At 37.0% G+C, this 17,566-nt stretch carries 15 protein-coding genes; 9 read left to right on the top strand and 6 right to left on the bottom strand.

The annotated features are described in order from the left end of the window. Nucleotides 1–5 precede the first annotated feature (5 nt). Nucleotides 6–1,418 carry an aminotransferase-like domain-containing protein gene (locus J1905_RS21335; protein WP_214229249.1) on the bottom strand — a complete coding sequence of 471 codons (1,413 nt, stop codon included), beginning with the start codon at nt 1,416–1,418 and terminating at the stop codon, nt 6–8. 115 nt (nt 1,419–1,533) lie between these two features. Here J1905_RS21335 and J1905_RS21330 point away from each other — a divergent pair, with 115 nt between their 5' ends. Further along, entirely contained in the window at nt 1,534–2,649 is a 1,116-nt protein-coding gene (locus J1905_RS21330) for an acyltransferase family protein (RefSeq protein WP_214229248.1), read from the top strand. Nucleotides 2,650–2,829: 180 nt separating this feature from the next. Here the strand turns inward: J1905_RS21330 and J1905_RS21325 are convergent, their stop codons facing one another. Further along, on the bottom strand, nt 2,830–3,144 hold the full coding sequence (locus J1905_RS21325; protein ID WP_214229247.1) for a hypothetical protein: 315 nt from the start codon (nt 3,142–3,144) through the stop codon (nt 2,830–2,832). Between the two features lie 49 nt (nt 3,145–3,193). On the opposite strand from J1905_RS21325, the gene J1905_RS21320 reads away from it, so the two are divergent. Then, nucleotides 3,194–3,484: a hypothetical protein gene (locus J1905_RS21320; protein WP_214229246.1), complete on the top strand. Its 291-nt coding sequence runs from the start codon at nt 3,194–3,196 to the stop codon at nt 3,482–3,484. A gap of 66 nt (nt 3,485–3,550) precedes the next feature. On the opposite strand, the gene J1905_RS23860 is transcribed toward J1905_RS21320, so the two are convergent. Together J1905_RS23860 and J1905_RS21310 are read right to left on the bottom strand one after the other, a co-directional pair. Then, nucleotides 3,551–4,663: an acyltransferase family protein gene (locus J1905_RS23860; RefSeq protein ID WP_214229245.1), complete on the bottom strand. Its 1,113-nt coding sequence runs from the start codon at nt 4,661–4,663 to the stop codon at nt 3,551–3,553. Between the two features lie 390 nt (nt 4,664–5,053). After that, nucleotides 5,054–8,827: a glycoside hydrolase family 44 protein gene (locus J1905_RS21310; protein WP_214229244.1), complete on the bottom strand. Its 3,774-nt coding sequence runs from the start codon at nt 8,825–8,827 to the stop codon at nt 5,054–5,056. Nucleotides 8,828–9,007: 180 nt separating this feature from the next. Here J1905_RS21310 and J1905_RS21305 point away from each other — a divergent pair, with 180 nt between their 5' ends. From J1905_RS21305 to J1905_RS21275, 7 genes are all read left to right on the top strand, one after another. After that, nucleotides 9,008–9,733, top strand: a complete 726-nt coding sequence (locus J1905_RS21305) for a hypothetical protein (protein WP_214229243.1) — start codon at nt 9,008–9,010, stop codon at nt 9,731–9,733. Nucleotides 9,734–9,753: 20 nt separating this feature from the next. Beyond that, complete coding sequence (locus tag J1905_RS21300; protein ID WP_214229242.1) at nt 9,754–10,827, top strand: PCMD domain-containing protein; 1,074 nt, start codon at nt 9,754–9,756, stop codon at nt 10,825–10,827. A gap of 105 nt (nt 10,828–10,932) precedes the next feature. Continuing rightward, nucleotides 10,933–11,772 (top strand): alpha/beta hydrolase, encoded by an 840-nt coding sequence (locus tag J1905_RS21295; protein WP_214229241.1) that lies wholly within the window; start codon nt 10,933–10,935, stop codon nt 11,770–11,772. A gap of 40 nt (nt 11,773–11,812) precedes the next feature. Further along, on the top strand, nt 11,813–12,472 hold the full coding sequence (locus J1905_RS21290) for a hypothetical protein (RefSeq protein ID WP_214229240.1): 660 nt from the start codon (nt 11,813–11,815) through the stop codon (nt 12,470–12,472). 70 nt (nt 12,473–12,542) lie between these two features. Further along, entirely contained in the window at nt 12,543–13,286 is a 744-nt protein-coding gene (locus tag J1905_RS21285) for a hypothetical protein (RefSeq protein ID WP_214229239.1), read from the top strand. Nucleotides 13,287–13,351: 65 nt separating this feature from the next. Beyond that, nucleotides 13,352–15,121 (top strand): hypothetical protein, encoded by a 1,770-nt coding sequence (locus J1905_RS21280; protein ID WP_214229238.1) that lies wholly within the window; start codon nt 13,352–13,354, stop codon nt 15,119–15,121. Between the two features lie 118 nt (nt 15,122–15,239). Beyond that, complete coding sequence (locus J1905_RS21275; RefSeq protein WP_214229237.1) at nt 15,240–15,647, top strand: hypothetical protein; 408 nt, start codon at nt 15,240–15,242, stop codon at nt 15,645–15,647. A gap of 6 nt (nt 15,648–15,653) precedes the next feature. Here J1905_RS21275 and J1905_RS21270 read toward each other — a convergent pair whose 3' ends face one another. Continuing rightward, a complete protein-coding gene (locus J1905_RS21270; protein ID WP_214229236.1) occupies nt 15,654–16,775 on the bottom strand; it encodes a hypothetical protein in 1,122 nt (373 codons plus the stop codon). A gap of 1 nt (nt 16,776) precedes the next feature. Continuing rightward, the gene (locus J1905_RS21265) at nt 16,777–17,409 is read right to left on the bottom strand and encodes an ABC transporter ATP-binding protein (RefSeq protein WP_214229235.1); all 633 of its coding nucleotides are present in this window, start codon (nt 17,407–17,409) and stop codon (nt 16,777–16,779) included. Nucleotides 17,410–17,566 lie beyond the last annotated feature (157 nt).

The following is a 17,566-nucleotide window of genomic DNA, read 5'->3' as shown; positions in this document are numbered from 1 at the left end:
TACAGTTAGGGTTTTAGGAAGTTGCCGATCTTTTTAATCGCTTCGAGACTGGTGTTTGTAACGCGCTGTGAAAATATCATTCTATAATAATGATGGTATGAGTTTGTGTGCGAAAAGGTAGATCCAGGGGTGAAAAGGATTCGGAATTGCTCGCATTTGGCGTAAAATAATTCCATGTCAACTAATGGGGGTAATTGAATCCATATGCTGTATCCGCCGAGGGGAGCGTGGGCGTAGGCTTGTTTGGGGAAATGCTTTTTGAATTGATTTAATAGGGTTATGGACTGGTGTTCTAGTTGGTGACGAAAGGATCTTAAATGTCTGTCGTAGCTGGAGGAACTGAGTAGTTTAATGACTACTTCTTGATTTAATGGGGTAACGGATCTGCCTAATGAGAATTTTATTCTTTCTGCTTTTGAATAGTAGCGACCAGCGGCTAGCCAGCCTAATCGAATGCCTGGGGCAATAGTTTTTGAGAATGAAGAATATGTGATTACTAAGCCCGTGGTATCGAAATTTCGGATGTTTGATGGTCTGGAATCATTAAAATAGAGGTCGCCATAAATGTCGTTTTCGATGATTGGGATTTGATGTTGAGTGGCTATTTCGAGTACTTTCTTTTTCTTTTCGTCGCTTAACAGGATGCCGGTGGGGTTTTGGAAATTGGGTGTTAGGACGATTGCTTTTACTTGGTTTTTATCGCAAACATTACTGAGGTAATCGGTATCAAAGCCATCTTTATATCTTACCGGAATTTCTATTGTTTTTAAACGTAGGTTTACAATTGTTTCGAGAATTGAAAATACGCATGGGCTTTCTACGGCAATTATGTCGCCGGAAGTGGTTACTGTAGCCAATGCGATGTATAGGGCTTGTATTGCGCCATCGGTAATTAATAGTTCTTTTGGTTGAATAATTGCTCCGTGTGCTGCTGAACGCCTTGATAGTAATTCGCGTAATTCTACGGATCCGTTGGCAGGGTAATAGCGAAGTAGGGCAGCGCCTTTTTCTCGAATTACTTCCTGCATTGTTCTTAAGACTAGTTTTTGTGGTACAAAAGTATCTGATGGTACAGCAACATTGAATGAGGTGTATTCGGAGTGGTTTTGCAGGGAGGAGGTTAAGCTGATGTTGTTTTTAAAAACGGGGTCGTGCGGTATGGGTGGTAAATCTGGATATACATCAGCTGCGGTTTCGGCGTTGTTTTGCACAGCTACAACGTAGCCGGAGCGGGGGAGGCTGGTTACTAATCCTTTGAAGACGAGATAATCGTATCCGCTTTGAACGGTACTTGTGCTGAGTTTGTATTCTTGTTTTATGCTTCGTGCGGAAGGTAATTTATCACCAGGTTTTAAAATCTTTTTATTGATGTTTTCTTCAATAGTTGTGGTAAATATCTTATGCCTGTAGTGTTTCATGTTTGTTTGTTGCAAACTGTACTGGGCAAATTTACATATTGTTGTTCTGTACTTAGTATAGTAAAAGTTATATATTTTTCACAAATTGCAATTTTTACACACACAGACGTACTAAATGAAACCTAACCTAAATAATGAATTGGCCACCAAGCCACACTATCCCATATTGGATGGACTTCGCGGTATTGCAGCGATAATTGTTGTAACATTTCACCTGGCTGAGCCATTCTCAACAAGTAATTTAGATAAATTCGTTAATCACGGTTATCTGGCCGTGGATTTTTTCTTTTTATTATCGGGTTTCGTAATGGGTTATGCTTACGATGATCGCTGGAATAAAATGACAGTCGGCAATTTTTTTAAACGCCGGGTTATACGTCTGCAACCATTGGTGGTGTTGGGGATGACTATGGGTGCTATTGGGTTTTATTTTACGGACTCAACGTTGTGGCCGCTTATTCATGATGTGCCTGTTTGGAAGATGATGTTGGTTATGTTGGTGGGGTATACTATACTGCCTGTATCTTTGTCACTTGATATTCGTGGTTGGCAGGAGATGCATCCACTGAATAGCGTGGGTTGGTCTTTGTTTTTTGAATACATTGCGAACATTCTTTATGCGGTGTGGATCAGGAAGTTTTCTAAAGCGGCATTGAGTGTTTTGGTAGGTATTTCTGCTATTGCTCTTGTTCATTTGGCGGTTTCAAACGGTGATGTGAGCGGTGGTTGGACATTGAATGTGGAACAAGTACGAATTGGATTAACGCGTGTAATGTTTCCTTTTTTTGCTGGTTTGTTGCTTTCGCGCGTGGCAAAACCAACTCGAATTAAAAATGCTTTTTTATGGTGCAGTCTTTTAATAGCTATTGTACTTTACATGCCGCGTATTGGTGGTGCCGAGCAGGTTTGGTTGAACGGGATTTATGACTCTATTTGCATTGTCATCGTTTTTCCGCTTATAGTTTATATTGGTGCAAGTGGCGTAATACACGGTGAAAGGGAGAACAGGGTATGCAAATTTTTAGGGGATATTTCGTATCCGCTTTATATGGTGCATTATCCGCTGGTTTATTTTTACGTTGCCTGGGTGAGTAATAATAAGGGTATTACGATTGCAGAGGCGTGGCCTTATGCGTTGCTGATTTTAATTGGTGGGGTGGTTTTGGCTTATGCTGCATTGAAATGGTATGATGAGCCGGTGAGGAAGTGGTTGCAGAAAAGGTTTGCTTAGGAGGGGGGATATGGCATTTTTCCCAATTGGCCCAGCGCTTCTATCGCTTTACATCATTTAAATACTATTGATGATATGATGGAAAAAAATTAAAATAAAATTGGCCAGCCTTTTTAATCAGTTTAAACAAATTTGCCTAATCAACAGATCCCTCGCTTCTCGGGATGACATGGTAAAATGTTAATTGCCTACTTTTTCTATTTTTTCGTATTTGTAAACTTGCATTCTTCCGCTGGCTTTAAATATGCTGTCTTGTTGTTGGTCTTTGCGATACTCGGTCAAGATCACAAAGTCTGAGCTTATGAAAATCGCTTGCTGATTTGATGCTAGGTTTCCATCTCTGGAATAAAATGAGGCAGGTTCCTCCTTTTGCACTTGGGCTCTGTACAAATCCCTTTTCCACTTATAGATGTTGGTGTTGTCGTCGCTAAATTTATTTTTTTTACAGCCGAGAGCTACAATTAGTAGCAAAGCAATCAAAATGTTCTTCGCCATGTTATTTGTTTTCTTGAAAATAAGGAAAAAAAAATGATTTGGATAAATTTTGCATTGGTATTTAGGTAAAGAGAATGTTTTAACTCAAATTCTGAAAGCAAAGGGAATGGAGTTAATTCCAGATTCTAAAGAAAAAGGACGTATTATTTTAGCTCATAATTCTTATGCAAAGACCATCCCAGGTTTAGTTCAGGAATTTTTTGAATATCTGTTTGAAAAGCAGTTTTTAGAAGCCTTTGTTTGTGATTTGGCTACAGGAATCAGAGAACTGTCTTCGAAAGTATTTTGTGAATTATCCCGGACTTTTTTACCGGAGGATTTTTTGTTAAAAAACAATTAGTAATGCCCTCTATACATTAAATCTATTAAGAAAACTACAAATTGTATCTTTTTATATTTCCACTTTTTAGGCTTTATTTAAGTATCCTATGTCGTATTTCAATATTAGCTTCACGAATAATGTGGTAGATACATAACAAAATATAAAGAAAGATAGAAAAAGAAAAATAAATAAGAATACACGGTGGTCGTACCAATCATTGAGTTTTACATCAAAATACCGGTAGATAAATTCGATGAATAAGGGTATCATAAATGCTGTAACAAAACCATGATATAAATAAATCCCATAAGTTTCTTTTCGAGGGTTTAAAAAACGAATTTTTGGTGGAGTATTACATATTCTAACTAGTAGTGCAAACATCGATAAAGCGTAAAGTTGATTACTAAATCTTAAAATACTAAACACGGTACTGAAATTATTCTTATACAATTGATAGCTCTCAATAATTGACATTGAGAAGAAAACCAAGGTGATAAATATTAAAAAATTGATATTAATATTTAATATTTTGTCAATTAAATTCCTTTGTTGAATATACACACCAAGCCACAGATAAAAAACGAATCCAAATAATGCAGTAGTGTGTGACTTCTCATAGCCAGGGATATATACTAAAAATACAGAATAAATGACTAATATCACAAATAGTATCAAGCCGAAGCTTTTGGAACCTATATATTTATAGAATAATAGTATTATCCCTAAGGATAAAAAGTAGTTAGGGATAAACCAAAGTGGAGTGTATATCATATTCCACTTGATAGATTGAAGTGCATAGGATATACTAAAAGCATTATTTTTAATATAGAAGTGAGATATCAAAGAAAAAATCCAAAATACTATTGAAACAACTATATATGGCTTAACAATAACTTTTAGCCTTTTTTTGAGATATACCCGTGGGGTAGTATTTTTTAAATTATCTCCTAATAAAAATCCTGAAATAATAAAAAAACAAAAAACTCCAAATTTAAAAAAATTCATAAATGATAAATATATCATCGGGTGATCAATTTTACTAAGGATGTTAGCTATGGTTTCATTTTCTTCGAAAAAGGCTATATGAGCCCAAACAATCCCCATCATCGATATAAACCGTATGAAATCGACAAAAGGGTAATTTTTTTTATTGGTAACTATTTTCTCTTCTTTTTGTGTGGAAATGTATTCGAGCATTTAATTTATAATTATTTTTTAAAAACGATAATTCATAATTGATAACAAGACTATGTAAGTATTTTTAGTGATTTTATTCCTAAAACTCTTTCTTTGGCGTTTTATCAAAAATTTAATCTTTAGATACAATAATTGATCCAAACATATAAATTCACGTCTTAGTACTTTACAAAAGAACAAATAACTATATATCATTCAGCTACTTTCAATGCTACTAAAACACCTTATCCATTGGATAAAACACTGAATATGCTGTTTGAGGAATAAGTGGTGAAAAGCCCTGATCATTTAGCGCTGCAGCTAGGTAACAATACTATTACCTTTGATTGCTGAACTTGAAGATCCATCCGCTTTGCTAGAAAAAAATAGTGTAGGTAGTTGATCACCGCACTATTCATATACTGCCAGTTGTTTTACAAGTGGATCTTTACCCTCCGAACGGATAAAGTAGAGACCTTGCCGCAGATTTGGAAGGGAGATAGTGACTTCTCCTTTAGCCTGGTTGACGGCAGATTTCCACAGTATTTTTCCGTAAAAATCTCTGAGGGTAATGGTTCTTTGTGCGGGTGTCAGAAAATCGTATTTCACATTTAATGTGCCATGTGCTTTTGCAGGATTGGGATAAATATTTAATGATGCTGCTGGGTTTGCTTTTGATTGCTCATTAATAGTTAATGTAGCTGTTGAGGCTGTTTTACAACCTGTATTGGTTCCACCAACTACAACTGACTCGATGTATACAAAACCTTTGGTACCTTCTATCCGAATCTCATAGGTAGCTGATGGAAGGGCTTTAAACTCTGCGCTTGTTATTCCGGCAGGGTTTGGTTTTCCATTAATAAAATATGAATATCCTGTTGTTGTTCCGTTTACACTGGTGATAGCTATTTTTCCATTTGGTCCGCATGCCGCATCTGTAACGTTTATTTTTACATCTGCAATGTTACTTCCGGTTGCTGTAATGTCGTCCAGTATAATGTCAATTCCTCCAGGTTTTACCCCCGTGGCAAGGAATCCTATTCTGGCTACCTGTTTTTTGTCGATCTCGTCTCCCGCAAATATTTTTGACATGGGAATGCTTACCAGCTGGTATTGGTTGGTAAATGATTTTATGTAACCACCGGCTTTTAAATTTACAGCACTTGTACTTGCAGTAAATCTGTCTTTTAGGAATACCTCTAGTTGATAATTCTGATCAGGTTTGTCCATTTTGATGTAGAAGTTGAGGTAGCCTTTAGAGCTCAGGTCTTTCAGCTGTGTATCCTGAGTATCTTCATTCCAATCCCAGTGAACGGAAGCAAATCCGTCTGTAGCCATATCCAGGTGCATACGCATGCTTATAGGTTCTGTTTTTCCTCCTGTTTTTTCTATTTTACAGGTACTTTCATCATTTACAAAAATAGGTTTTCCGGTTTTGACACGATCTCCATCCCATAGCACAGTTTTTTCTGCTTTTTCAATGATAGTATAATTTAGCAGGGTGTCGACACTGTTTTCATCTGCATCCGTTGCGCTCAGTCTTATTCCCTTTACACCTTTACTTATTTGTGAGGGTATTTTAAAACTGAAAGTGTATTTCCCGTTCAGAAGTTTCATGTCTTGCTTGTTACTACCATTAATAGCAGAAAGATCAAGTTTAACAGTCTTAAGATTGTTGTCTGGATCTGTTGCTTTTGCACTGACCGTAACTTCTGTTTTGCCATCGGCATATCCCTTTGCAGGGGTAATGGTAAGGTCGGAAATAACTGGTTTATAGATCGGATGTGTATAAGGAAGAACTTTAATCTCATCTACCCAGACATTAAATCCTTTGTTGGCAGTGTTTGATGTGAAATTAAATTGCCAAACCTGATTGAGGTGGATATTTGAACCGGATGTAAATGCAGCCATGGGTATTTTAACCCTGGTGTAGGTGGTTTTACTGAATGAACTGATGTAGCCGCCTGCCTTTAATGAAACGCTTGCTGAGCTTTCCAGCTGAGCTGAAGCATCACGTAAACTAACATCTATATCGGAGCCCTCGGGAGCGTCGGAGCGGATATAGAATTCGAGTGCTCCATAATCGCTAATATTTACAGCATCAGCAGGATTATTTGAATTGGATAACCTCCATGTCAATACATTATATTTATTGTAATCGTGCTCGAAATGCATAAATAAACTTCCGGGAGCATTATTACCACCTGTTTTCTCTGCTCTTACCTTGATAAGTGGGGCCTTGCTGTCGGCCGCATCAAAAAATGCCTCGCCCTTTCCTTTGGTAATTACATCTCCATCCCAGATCATTGAGGAAGGTGTTTTTTTGATCACCCTGTAATTGATGAAGGATTCGGCAGTTAATTTTGTCGAATCTTCTGCTCGGATCTTGATGGATTTTAAGCCAGAAATACTTCCTGAAGGAATTTTTTGACTATAAAGATAAAAAGATGGGGTTTTAGGATCTTGGATAAGGACAGTACCGGCCTTGCCGCCTACGGTACTCAAATCTGCTGTTACCTTGACGATGTCATTGTTTCCATCGCTCACTTTGACTTTCAGTTTAAAGGCAGCTGTTCCGTCAGAGTAACCTACTGCAGGTTCAATTGTAGCCTCTTCTATATCTGGATAAATAGAGAGGTCTTCTTCCGTAAATACAAAATGACATGCAGTTAATGCAGGTAATTTGTATTCAAAAGTATTGTTGGTGATGACTTTAACATTTTTGAGCTGACGAACGGTACTATTGGTATTGTCGAACGCCCATACCCTTGCGCTCTTATATTTACTTGTGCTTGTTACTGCAATTGTTGCGAGGATAGCCCCATCCTGACTTTTGTTCATGGCTATGACATGCAGTTTGTTGTCGCTGTTACCCTCAATAGCAGCATGGATGGAAGAGAGGGCAATATTATTTGTTACCGATTTTACGGATACATCTCCAAATTTTCCACCCTTGCCATCGTAATTTCTATAAAGATCAAATCCGGATTTTACATACCCTGTTACTGCACCCCAGTATGTGGCCAGATGTAGCCCTTGTTTCCCAAATATCCCCAAAGCATCGGCTTGGGCAATACCTCCGGAGGCATGTCCGGTTCCCATGTAACTGTATTCTGTAATTGCCAGTTTTGTTCCAGGATAATGGGTATTGATGTGCTGTTTGATTTTGGGTATAAATGGAAGGAATTGCTCTACTTTGTAAGGGTCTTCACCAATCCAGGTATCCTCAATATAGCTAGGATCCCAAAGGGATCTTGTCATGGCCATGCGGGCTGCATTGCTGGCATAATCTGACCGATCGCTGAAGGGATCTGCTCCGCTGTTATTGGTTTGTGGGTACCAATGTAAATCGAGAACATCTAGGAGTCTTTTCTTTAAAGAATCGCCTCTTTTTTTCATTCTGGCGAGATAAAGATCGATAAAGGTGCTATATGGCCCTTTTTGCTCGTCCCAGTCTGGCGCAAACTGCAGATTCTCAAATTCGGAGACACCCCATGAGGCTGGGCCGTAGACTTCTGCGGTAGGATCCATTTCCTTGATTAGTTCTGCAAGCTCGAAGGATTGCTGCATGAGGTATTTAACAGATACATGATTTGGACCCCACATTCTGCTATGGGAATCGAACCAAAGGCCAGGTTCGTTGTCTAAGGCGTAGCCTTTTACCCCATTTTTTGTGTTGCTTTTTCCGAAATTCTGTAGCAGAAAATTGATCTCTTCTTGGGTATACATATAGGAGTCCTTTTGGTCGGGGGTAAGACTTAAAGGTAATTTTGCTGTAGGTTTTCGGTGTATCACATTTAGCCACCTGTTGGAAGGGGCTGCTTGTTGTGGGGTTACCGCTCCATTTTTATCTTTTGTGACGTATTTTGCCATGGGCAGGGTAACCAGGGAGTATGCTCCCTGGGTTACTGATCTGGATTGAAATGATTTTAGGGCAGCACCGGGTATATTGTAATTATTTTCGGGAACTCCTTGTTCCCAAGGGACGTAATTGTCACTTTCGTGGTACCAGTCTCTGCCGGCATTGGAGGCATTGTTTTCCCAATTGTAATTGGTTATTCTGTTGCCCCCAAGGCGCTTAGATGCGGCATGAGGGTAATTGTCGTTTGTGCCGTAAATTAGGGGACTGATGGCTTTTCTTTCCAGGGCTGTATTGATCTGAAGTTTTACTTTTGTTTGGGCCATTGCTTGTATACTAAATACAAGGAACAGTAAGTGAAGACTTTTGGAGAACATATAGATAGGGGTTACCGCTATCAAAATTAGTGTTGCTCCGCAATAGAAAACATTCTCAGATCATTAATTTTATAATCTTATATTTATATTAATTCCTTACTGGAAGTGGCAGCAATTATTAACTAACGTATGAAAAATTCTGTAATCTATTGTTCGGAAGCTTATATTTTAGGATGCTTATTTGTTTTGTTAAATTTCTCTTCTGCAAAAGCTCAGTTAGATAGCTCATCTAATTATTTTTTGAAAAAAGGAAAAGTATATACAGGTGTTACTTTTGGCTTTGATAATAGCAAAATTGAAAATGAGGACAGATTAATTGTACTTATAGAAGATCGTAAAAACAACTCATTTGACGCAAAATTTGATGGTGGCTATTTCATCAAAGATAATTGGTCTGTTGGCGGGCTGATAAATTATGGGAGTTCCCGGCGTGAAGGTGTTGACGTAAGCACACAAAATATACGCTCGCAAGTTAACCAGGCATCTAAATTTTGGGGGATATACGGAACCACTAAGTTCTATATCCCTCTGGAAGCTAAAAATCGGTTTTTTTTATTTAGTGAGGTATTGTTAGGGGGGAGTTTTAACAATCAATTAAAGGAATCAACCACTGATGCTGTCTTAACAAGAACCTTTATAAAGGACCGTGTTGCTGAGTTACGATTTGTACCTGGAATTATGATTAAAGTAGTTAGGGGATTCGGCGTGGAAACAGGTGCTCAAATTGCAGGCGTTAATGCAAAGTGGTCTAGGACAATGGTTAATGGAGAGCCGTACACTAAAAAGGAGTCTGTATCAGCCAATCTTTCTATCAATCTTTTAAGGTTATCATTAGGTTTTTATTATTTTTTTTGATACCAAAAAGAATTAATATCATGAAACACGGACGGAAAATATTTACTTTAATTCTTCTTACATCAGTTTGTATCTTTTCATGTGTCAAGGAAAATTATTTTGGTAAATCAAAGCTTAAACAAATTCTCTTTTTTTCAGTAGAGAATCAAAGTGGAAATACACGTATTTTACAGGATAGTTTAAGTATATATTTAACGGTAGCTAACGATGCCAATATACGTGCACTGGCTATAGATTCCATTTTACTCTCCACCTTCGCATCAATATCACCTGATCCAAAACAATCACAGGATTTTTCCAAACCCTTTACTTACAAAGTAACGGCTGAGGACGGCACTTCTGTTAATTATACTGTTTTTGTTAGCAAAGAGGACGGTAATCCACAGCTGGAAAACTCAGGATTTGATGATTGGTATATTCCAGATGGGAAGTTGTATAAACAGCCGGGAAAGGATGCCAGCACCATTTGGGCTTCAGCAAATGAAGGTGTCACAACCACAGGCTCGAATAAATTTAACACAACTCCTGTCTTAATAGCAGGAACAGACTTTGCTGCTCAACTGGTAACAAAAGACCTGGGAGCAATTGCTCAGATCACCAAACAACGAATGGGGGCGGCAACATTATTTACGGGTAAGTTTGTTTTAAACATCATAAATCCTTCTTTGTCCGCCCAATTCGGAATTCCATTTCAGGCCAGGCCTTCGGCTTTTAGTGTTGAATACAATTATAAAGCCGGTACGCCCTATAAAGATGGGTCAAATAATGTAATCAATAAACCGGATTCAGCAGATATTTATGTTTTACTTGAAAACAGAAGCGATCTAAATGCAATAAAAAGAATAGCTACGGGATGGTTACGTACTGCTAGCAGTGATAATACAAGCTATAAAAAAGCTACCGTTACATTAATTTATGGCCAGTTGCCAGGTACGACTCCTGCCTATCAAAAACCACAAAATGGACTGTATGGATCTACAGCCGATGTGGTGACACATATTAGTGTGGTATTTGCTTCTAGTGCAAATGGCATTAATTACGAAGGTGGTGTAAATAGTACTCTTCTGCTAAACAACTTCTTATTGGTTTATTGAACGAAGACTTTCACTGTTTATTCGCCAAGCTGTAAATTGGACGGAAAGGTTTTTTTCTGATATCGATAGTTTATTAATAGCTTAGAGAGTATAACGCTAATCAAAATGAAAACTCAGAAAACTTACTTCTACGCTAAAGTATCTTTAGTTATCGTGTTCCTTATGAACGTTTTGTTGTTAACACATACGTACGCTCTTAAGCCAGAGAGACAGTATGCTGCAAAACCGGATGTTGTTGGTATTAAATATGAAACTTATAAGATAAAGGTTAATGATTCGGTTACTCTAAATTCGTGGGTTTGTTTGCAAAGTGATCTGAAAAGACCTTTTATAATTGTTTCGGGTTCGGATGCTGGGAATATGGCTAATTCTTTAGGGCAGGCAAAAGCACTTTATGATGAAGGGTATAATGTTGTTTTGTATGATTATAGGGGTTTTGGGGAAAGTTCTGATTTTAAAATGAACCCGAACATGGTGTATTACAATGAGTTTTCGGAAGATTTGAATAAGACAGTAGAATTTATTAATGCTAAATTTCAGCCAAAATCCATTGTTTTGTACGGGCTTTCGATGGGAACTATTGTTTCGCGGATGAATGTTAATAGCACTGATATTATAAAAGGATTGATATTGGATTCTTTTGTCGTTGATCCAAAACTTGTCGTTGAAAGGGTTTTAACTTTAAGAAAGAAGGATGTTTTGTTGCCAGGAAACGTCTCGGAGTACGTGCAATCGAATACGATAGTTGTTGGTAAACCGATTTTGATTTTTTCGGGACTTAATGATCCCATTACCAAAACTGATGACTATAAAGAGTTTCTTTCGAAAAATCCTACTTCTAAAATGGTGACTTGGGATTGTAGTCACCTGCAATGTTTTACCTCGATGGGGGATGATCCGAATTTGTATGTTGTGGAGGTGAATAAGTTTGTTGATAGTTTGTAAGTAGGGATTTAACTCTGATAATTTGTGTTGATTTTGATAAATGAAAAAAAGAACCATTATAGCTACCATATTTTTAGCACTTGCGGGCTCTTTATATTTCTATTTTAATCATACTCGTGGTTGGAGAGAGTTTCATGGGAATATAAATACTCCTAAAGAGTATTTGACTAATGTAATAGTTAAGAAAAAGAGCTATATGTTAGATAGTCTTGAGATCTTACGTCGACTGAAGCCTTTGCTAATAAAGCATGAAGATTTTTTTTCGAATTCAGCATATTCTGATTCAACCCATTTAATTATCGATAGCATTCTTTATAGTCCTGATCTGAGTAAGCTAGCTGTATTTTTGATCACTAAGAATTCTACTCGTCGACTGTTAATGCCGGATAAAACCTATGATTGGTACTATGATGCAACCTGCTATTTAGGAATCAAGAAAAACGATACAATATCATTAAGTTGGATAGGGCCTTCATTTACTAATTCTTATCATATAAAGGAATTATCGAACATTATAAGAGATAATTATTTTAATAGAATGCCCAGTTCAAGTGTATCCAATGTTCCTAGGTATAATTTGAATGATAGGCGGTTTTGGAATTCTTCTGTTTGGAATGAAGTTAAAAAAAGAGAACTTGAACAGAGAGAGTTCGAAGAAGAAAAGAAAAAACATCCTGAAAATGTATATGAGCCTAAATGATAAGGAAGCAAGTGTGGTTTATCAAATTATATCATTAAATTACTGACCGCTTTCAATATTTGTTAACGCTATGAATCCTAGTTTTATTAGAATTTTCTCACTTCTAATTATTCTGTTTTGTTTAAGGGTTTCTGCTCAGGAGTCATCACAAAGTAGTATTAGAACGATTATCTCTGCAACAGATAGATTAAATAGTAAACTGCCGGCCGAGAAAGTTTATCTACACACTGATAAACACAATTACAACATTGGCGATACCATATGGTTTAAAGCTTATGTGTTAGATGCTGCTTATCTTTCGGGTTCTGAAGAAAGTAACTTACTTTTCGTAGAACTACACGATGATCATGATGAAATGATTAGCAGGGCTAGTGTTCAAATCTTTGCCGGAGTAGGACATGCTCAAATCGTTTTAACAAATAACATATTTAAGGAAGGTGGGTATACCTTAAGAGCATATACCAATTGGATGGCAAATTTTGGCGCAGATTATACTTTTGCCAAACGTTTGTATGTGGGCTTAGCGAATAAAGATTCGTGGCTTGTAAATTCCAATATTGAAATAAACAAAATAGAAAGTAAAAATGAGCTTCAAATTGACCTCAGCTTGATGGATGTCAATAAGATACCTATTGGTTTACGCAAAGTACAAGTGAAAATATTAGAAGCAGATGTAACTCTTTATGATAAAACCTTAGAAACGCCATTAGACGGTAAGTTCGCCATAAAACATAACCTCAAGGAAAAGAGTGATGGTGGAAACATGATATTAGAAATCAGTGATTTAAGAAAAAATTCAAAAAATCACCTCTAAAAATTCCGCTGAGCATCAACCGACCACAGAAAATTGACCTGCAGTTTTTACCTGAAGGCGGAAATTTGGTAGCAGGGTTAAAATCTACCGTAGCATTTAAGGCTATAGCTGAAAATGGAAAAGGAACTGATGTAGAAGGCAAAATTTATGATGCAGCTGGAAATGTAGTCGTTGTTTTCAAAAGCCTATACAAGGGAATGGGAACTTTCGAATTCTCTCCTAAAGCAGGAGAAAAATATACTGCAAAATTGAGTAAACCAGAAGGGACGATTAAAACTTATAATTTGCCGGAAATTAAACCTACTGGAACTGTATTGCACCTCGAAAACCTCGAAGAGAAAGATTCAATAATGCTATCAATAACAGCTACTAAAGATATTATTGAATCTGAAAGTATTCTCTATCTCATTGGATCATCCAGAGACATAGTTTGCTATGCACAAACAATAGATTTGAAACGTTCTAAAGTGGCTATTGCAAAAAGATTGTTTCCTACAGGAATTGCCAGGTTCTCTATACTCAAAGGTGTTAATCCTCTAAATGAACGGATAGTGTTTATAGATCATAAGGATGAACTTAATATCAAAATAGCAGCAGATAAACCCAATTACTCCACAAGAGACAGTGTTGCTGTTAAAATAGCCATCAAAGACAAAATAGGACAACCAGTGAGGGGAAGTTTTTCAATTGCGGTAACGGATAATTCTCAGATAAAACCTGACACCTTAGGTAATTATAATATTTCTACAAGTCTACTACTCAATTCTAATTTGAAAGGCACAGTAGAAGATCCTGGTTTTTACTTAAAAAGAACAGGTAATTTAGCATGGACGGCTTTGGATAATCTGATGTTGACTCACGGTTGGACGGGTTTTGATTGGAAGAATGTATTTCTAACAATAGAACCTCCCAAATATGATGGAATGATACCGGAACAGAAGAAAGTAAAATTTAATGTTGGGTACATGGCATTTCCTTATACAAAACAGGTGCAATTTACTCCCTGGTTTGTAAATGGAGATGAAACTCAACTAAATTATGCTAAAAGAGCTATTTCAAAGTTTAGCGATGATTTAAACCCAATAGGAAATGTACTTAAGGAGGTAAAGATTACTTCAAAAAAGAAAGCTGCTGATATTGTTTTGGATACTGGTGATATTGCACAATCGGGGGCTGTAGGACTATACCAGTTATTAAAGCAAATGGTTCCAAATCTTAGAATTGAATATGATTTCAGAAATCCAGGAAAAAAAGGTTACGGATTAAAAATTGGGAATAGACATGTAGTTTTTCGCCGACGTGGAGACCCTCAATTTTGGACGTTTTTAGATGATAGTCCGCAAGGTTTAAAAGATGCGCTGAATCGTCATTATCCAAGTTTTGGTATAAAGTTATTAGAAATAATGTATACGGACCAATATGTAGCCAGGAACATTACTCCTACTGTACCAAAACCATTTGTGCCTGGGGAGCGGGCAAAAATTTTTGATGCTTGGGGTAGGGCTGGTGTTGCTCCTCCAGATGAAGCACCTAGAGAGAAGGCTATTATCGATATTACATTTATAGAGGAAAAAAAGTCAGATTATAATTCACTTTTTACAATGTCCCCACAGGAATTTTATAGCCCTAAATATAAAATTCAAAGCAATTCTGGACTGCCTGATACTCGATCTACTATTTATTGGGAGCCAAACATTATTACCAATGAAAAGGGGGAAGCGTTGGTGTACTTTTATGCTGCAGATTTGCCTGGGAGTTATACGATAAGTGTTGAGGGGAGCGATTTGCAGGGTGGTATAGGGAGTTTGAAGTCGACAATAAAAATTGAGGAGTAAGTTGTAGGTTGGAGTTGTTTTTGTTATTGCTGGGGTATCTGTATCGTTTGATATTTGCGTTTTTGTATCTGTATCCCTTGAGGGTGATTTCCTAATTTTGTTGAATAAGTTTAACGTTATGGCTTCAACAGAAAAAAAACAATCAGAGATCAAGCTTCGTGAGGTGTATTTATCAGATTTAAAATTGGTTATGAACCTTTATTATAGTGATTTAGCACCTGTTAAAAATGTAAATGGTTCGGGAAATGGACTTACTTCCGATTTTGGATTGCCAATTGGTATTGCAGAACAGAATGGTAAGGTGATTGCTTACTCGCGCGTAAATATTGATAGTAAGGGTATGCCTGTTTTTAATATTCATAGTGCTGAGGCGGCTGAAGCCAATATAGTTTGCGAGAGCCTGAATAGTTTTTCGGCTAAGCGTTTCCACATTATCTGGGGTGCAAATGCCGAGCAGACTTCATCTAATAAACGCGTTATAAATGCTATTGATAGGTTAGTTGATTGGCTTAATCACTGTAGTTAATGAGTATTAATCATCGTATTTAAGGGCGATTGGATCTTCTTTGAACTTGTAATAGTTGAAGTAAAAGATTAAGTATGCCAGGGTTATGTTTATGAGCGTTAAAATGCACATTAGCTTAAATAATATGGTCATAAATATTATCACAAAAGTAAAGAAAACGGTTTTCATGTATTTTTCCTGATCTAAGCCGATTAGGTATAGTGAGTTCGCAAAAAATAATATAATACTTAAACTGAAGATATATAGGCCCAAGGCTTGGGTTGGAGAAACGTTGAATAGTAGCCAAATAAGTTCTGGAAGTAGCAGTACGCTGTAGGTGGCTAGTTGCGAAATGAAGAGTTTGAGTCGGGGTATGGGCAGTGTTTTGGTAAATGTTAGAAAGGTTACTTCAAATTGCCGTCCATCGAGTATTAGCATAGAATGTGATGCTGCTATTGCGAGCATTGCTATCGCGGCTACGCGTATATCTGTTTTTACATCGGCAAATAATAAAAATACTCCAATTATGATTAGGTAGGATAAAAACTTAATGATGAGGTATTTTATCTTTAATTTGTCGAAAACATGGTATATGTAGAGAGTGAAAAGGGGTTTCTTAAATCCTTTGGTTAATTTCAATATCCAGGATGATTTGCTTTCGTTAATTTGTTTGTGGATTAACCATGTGTAAAATAGGGAGCTCAGGAGTAATAGGGCAGCAAGGTAAATGAGAATAATAAGAGCTGACAAAAAGTATTGATGGCTGATTGCAATGATAACGCTGAAAAGCATATAGGCTAGGACGGGTACGCTTACTGCGATTTGTAAGATTATCCAGCCGATTAATTGTTGTGGTCTGGTGTAGCTGTTGATGCTGTAAAATAGGAACTGTTGATGGACTTGGTGGATTTTACCTGCGATAAAATGCCAGCATTTTATGGTGTAAAGGAAGAGTAGGCCAAATACGATCATCATAATTAATGGCTTGGCTACAAAGTATAGCATTACTGATGTGTGGAAACTTATTATGCTTTCTGGTGGGCCGGGAGCAACTATGATGTATAGTATGAAAATAAATATTGGGGCATGAGCTTGGTAAAAGCTTTTGGCAAAGATCTTTAATAAAATATTGGTTAGTGGTTTTAGCATGCTAACTTATTTTTAATGTGTGTTCTTCAACTAATAATGCTTTTGTATTTGGTAGATAGGCAGGGTCTAATGGTTGGTGTGAGGTGATTAGAAATGTGGTTCCTTTTTGGTTGTGTTCTTTGTGTATTAGGCTGTAAAGGACTTTAAGTGAGTCGGTATCTATTGTGATGAGGGGCTCGTCGAGTAGTATAATGCTTGGGTTGCCAATGAATGCGAGTAGTATTGAGAGTTTTTTGAGCATCCCACTTGAGTATGAACTTACCGGTGTTTGGATGTAATGCTGCATTTTTAGGGCTTCGATGAGATTTTCTTTTTGGCTTTTTTGGGCGTTTTTAGCTGAAAGAAATAGATCGATCATTTCTAATCCTGTAATGAAGGTTGGAAATAGTGGTTCTGCTTCGCTAAAGTTTACCATCTTTCGGTATTTAACGGGGTGTTTTTTTAAACTCGTCTGGTTGTTGATTAGGATGTCGCCCTGAAAGGAAAGCATGCCGGCCATTGATTTGAGGAGTGTGCTTTTTCCTGATCCATTAACTCCTTTTATCCAATATATGCCTGCTTCTAAGTGTAATTCTGGGATTTGTAGTGCTGTGTATTGTCCGTATGATTTCTTGAAGTTTTGTAGTCGGATCATATATTTGGAAGTATCTGCTTTGTTTGATTAAATGTGGAAGGAGTTGTTACAAAGTTTGGGATTTTATAATTTAATTTATCAGTTTAAAATCATATAATATGCATATTGTGAGTATGTTATGTGTTTTCTGTTGTCGTGTTCGCTCGAACGCATAGAA

The sequence above is a fragment of the Pedobacter sp. B4-66 genome (genome assembly GCF_018492665.1).
Classification (GTDB): Bacteria; Bacteroidota; Bacteroidia; order Sphingobacteriales; family Sphingobacteriaceae; genus Pedobacter.
The sequence above is the reverse complement of the archived record's forward strand: the minus strand, read 5'-3'. Positions and strand labels throughout refer to the sequence as shown.

Bases quoted from the DNA above. Each gene is read 5' to 3' on its own strand.
- J1905_RS21335 (WP_214229249.1), bottom strand. From the start codon at position 1,418: ATGAAACACTACAGGCATAAGATATTTACCACAACTATTGAAGAAAAC.
- J1905_RS21330 (WP_214229248.1), top strand. From the start codon at position 1,534: ATGAAACCTAACCTAAATAATGAATTGGCCACCAAGCCACACTATCCC.
- J1905_RS21325 (WP_214229247.1), bottom strand. From the start codon at position 3,144: ATGGCGAAGAACATTTTGATTGCTTTGCTACTAATTGTAGCTCTCGGC.
- J1905_RS23860 (WP_214229245.1), bottom strand. From the start codon at position 4,663: ATGCTCGAATACATTTCCACACAAAAAGAAGAGAAAATAGTTACCAAT.
- J1905_RS21310 (WP_214229244.1), bottom strand. From the start codon at position 8,827: ATGGCCCAAACAAAAGTAAAACTTCAGATCAATACAGCCCTGGAAAGA.
- J1905_RS21305 (WP_214229243.1), top strand. From the start codon at position 9,008: ATGAAAAATTCTGTAATCTATTGTTCGGAAGCTTATATTTTAGGATGC.
- J1905_RS21300 (WP_214229242.1), top strand. From the start codon at position 9,754: ATGAAACACGGACGGAAAATATTTACTTTAATTCTTCTTACATCAGTT.
- J1905_RS21295 (WP_214229241.1), top strand. From the start codon at position 10,933: ATGAAAACTCAGAAAACTTACTTCTACGCTAAAGTATCTTTAGTTATC.
- J1905_RS21290 (WP_214229240.1), top strand. From the start codon at position 11,813: ATGAAAAAAAGAACCATTATAGCTACCATATTTTTAGCACTTGCGGGC.
- J1905_RS21285 (WP_214229239.1), top strand. From the start codon at position 12,543: ATGAATCCTAGTTTTATTAGAATTTTCTCACTTCTAATTATTCTGTTT.
- J1905_RS21275 (WP_214229237.1), top strand. From the start codon at position 15,240: ATGGCTTCAACAGAAAAAAAACAATCAGAGATCAAGCTTCGTGAGGTG.
- J1905_RS21270 (WP_214229236.1), bottom strand. From the start codon at position 16,775: ATGCTAAAACCACTAACCAATATTTTATTAAAGATCTTTGCCAAAAGC.
- J1905_RS21265 (WP_214229235.1), bottom strand. From the start codon at position 17,409: ATGATCCGACTACAAAACTTCAAGAAATCATACGGACAATACACAGCA.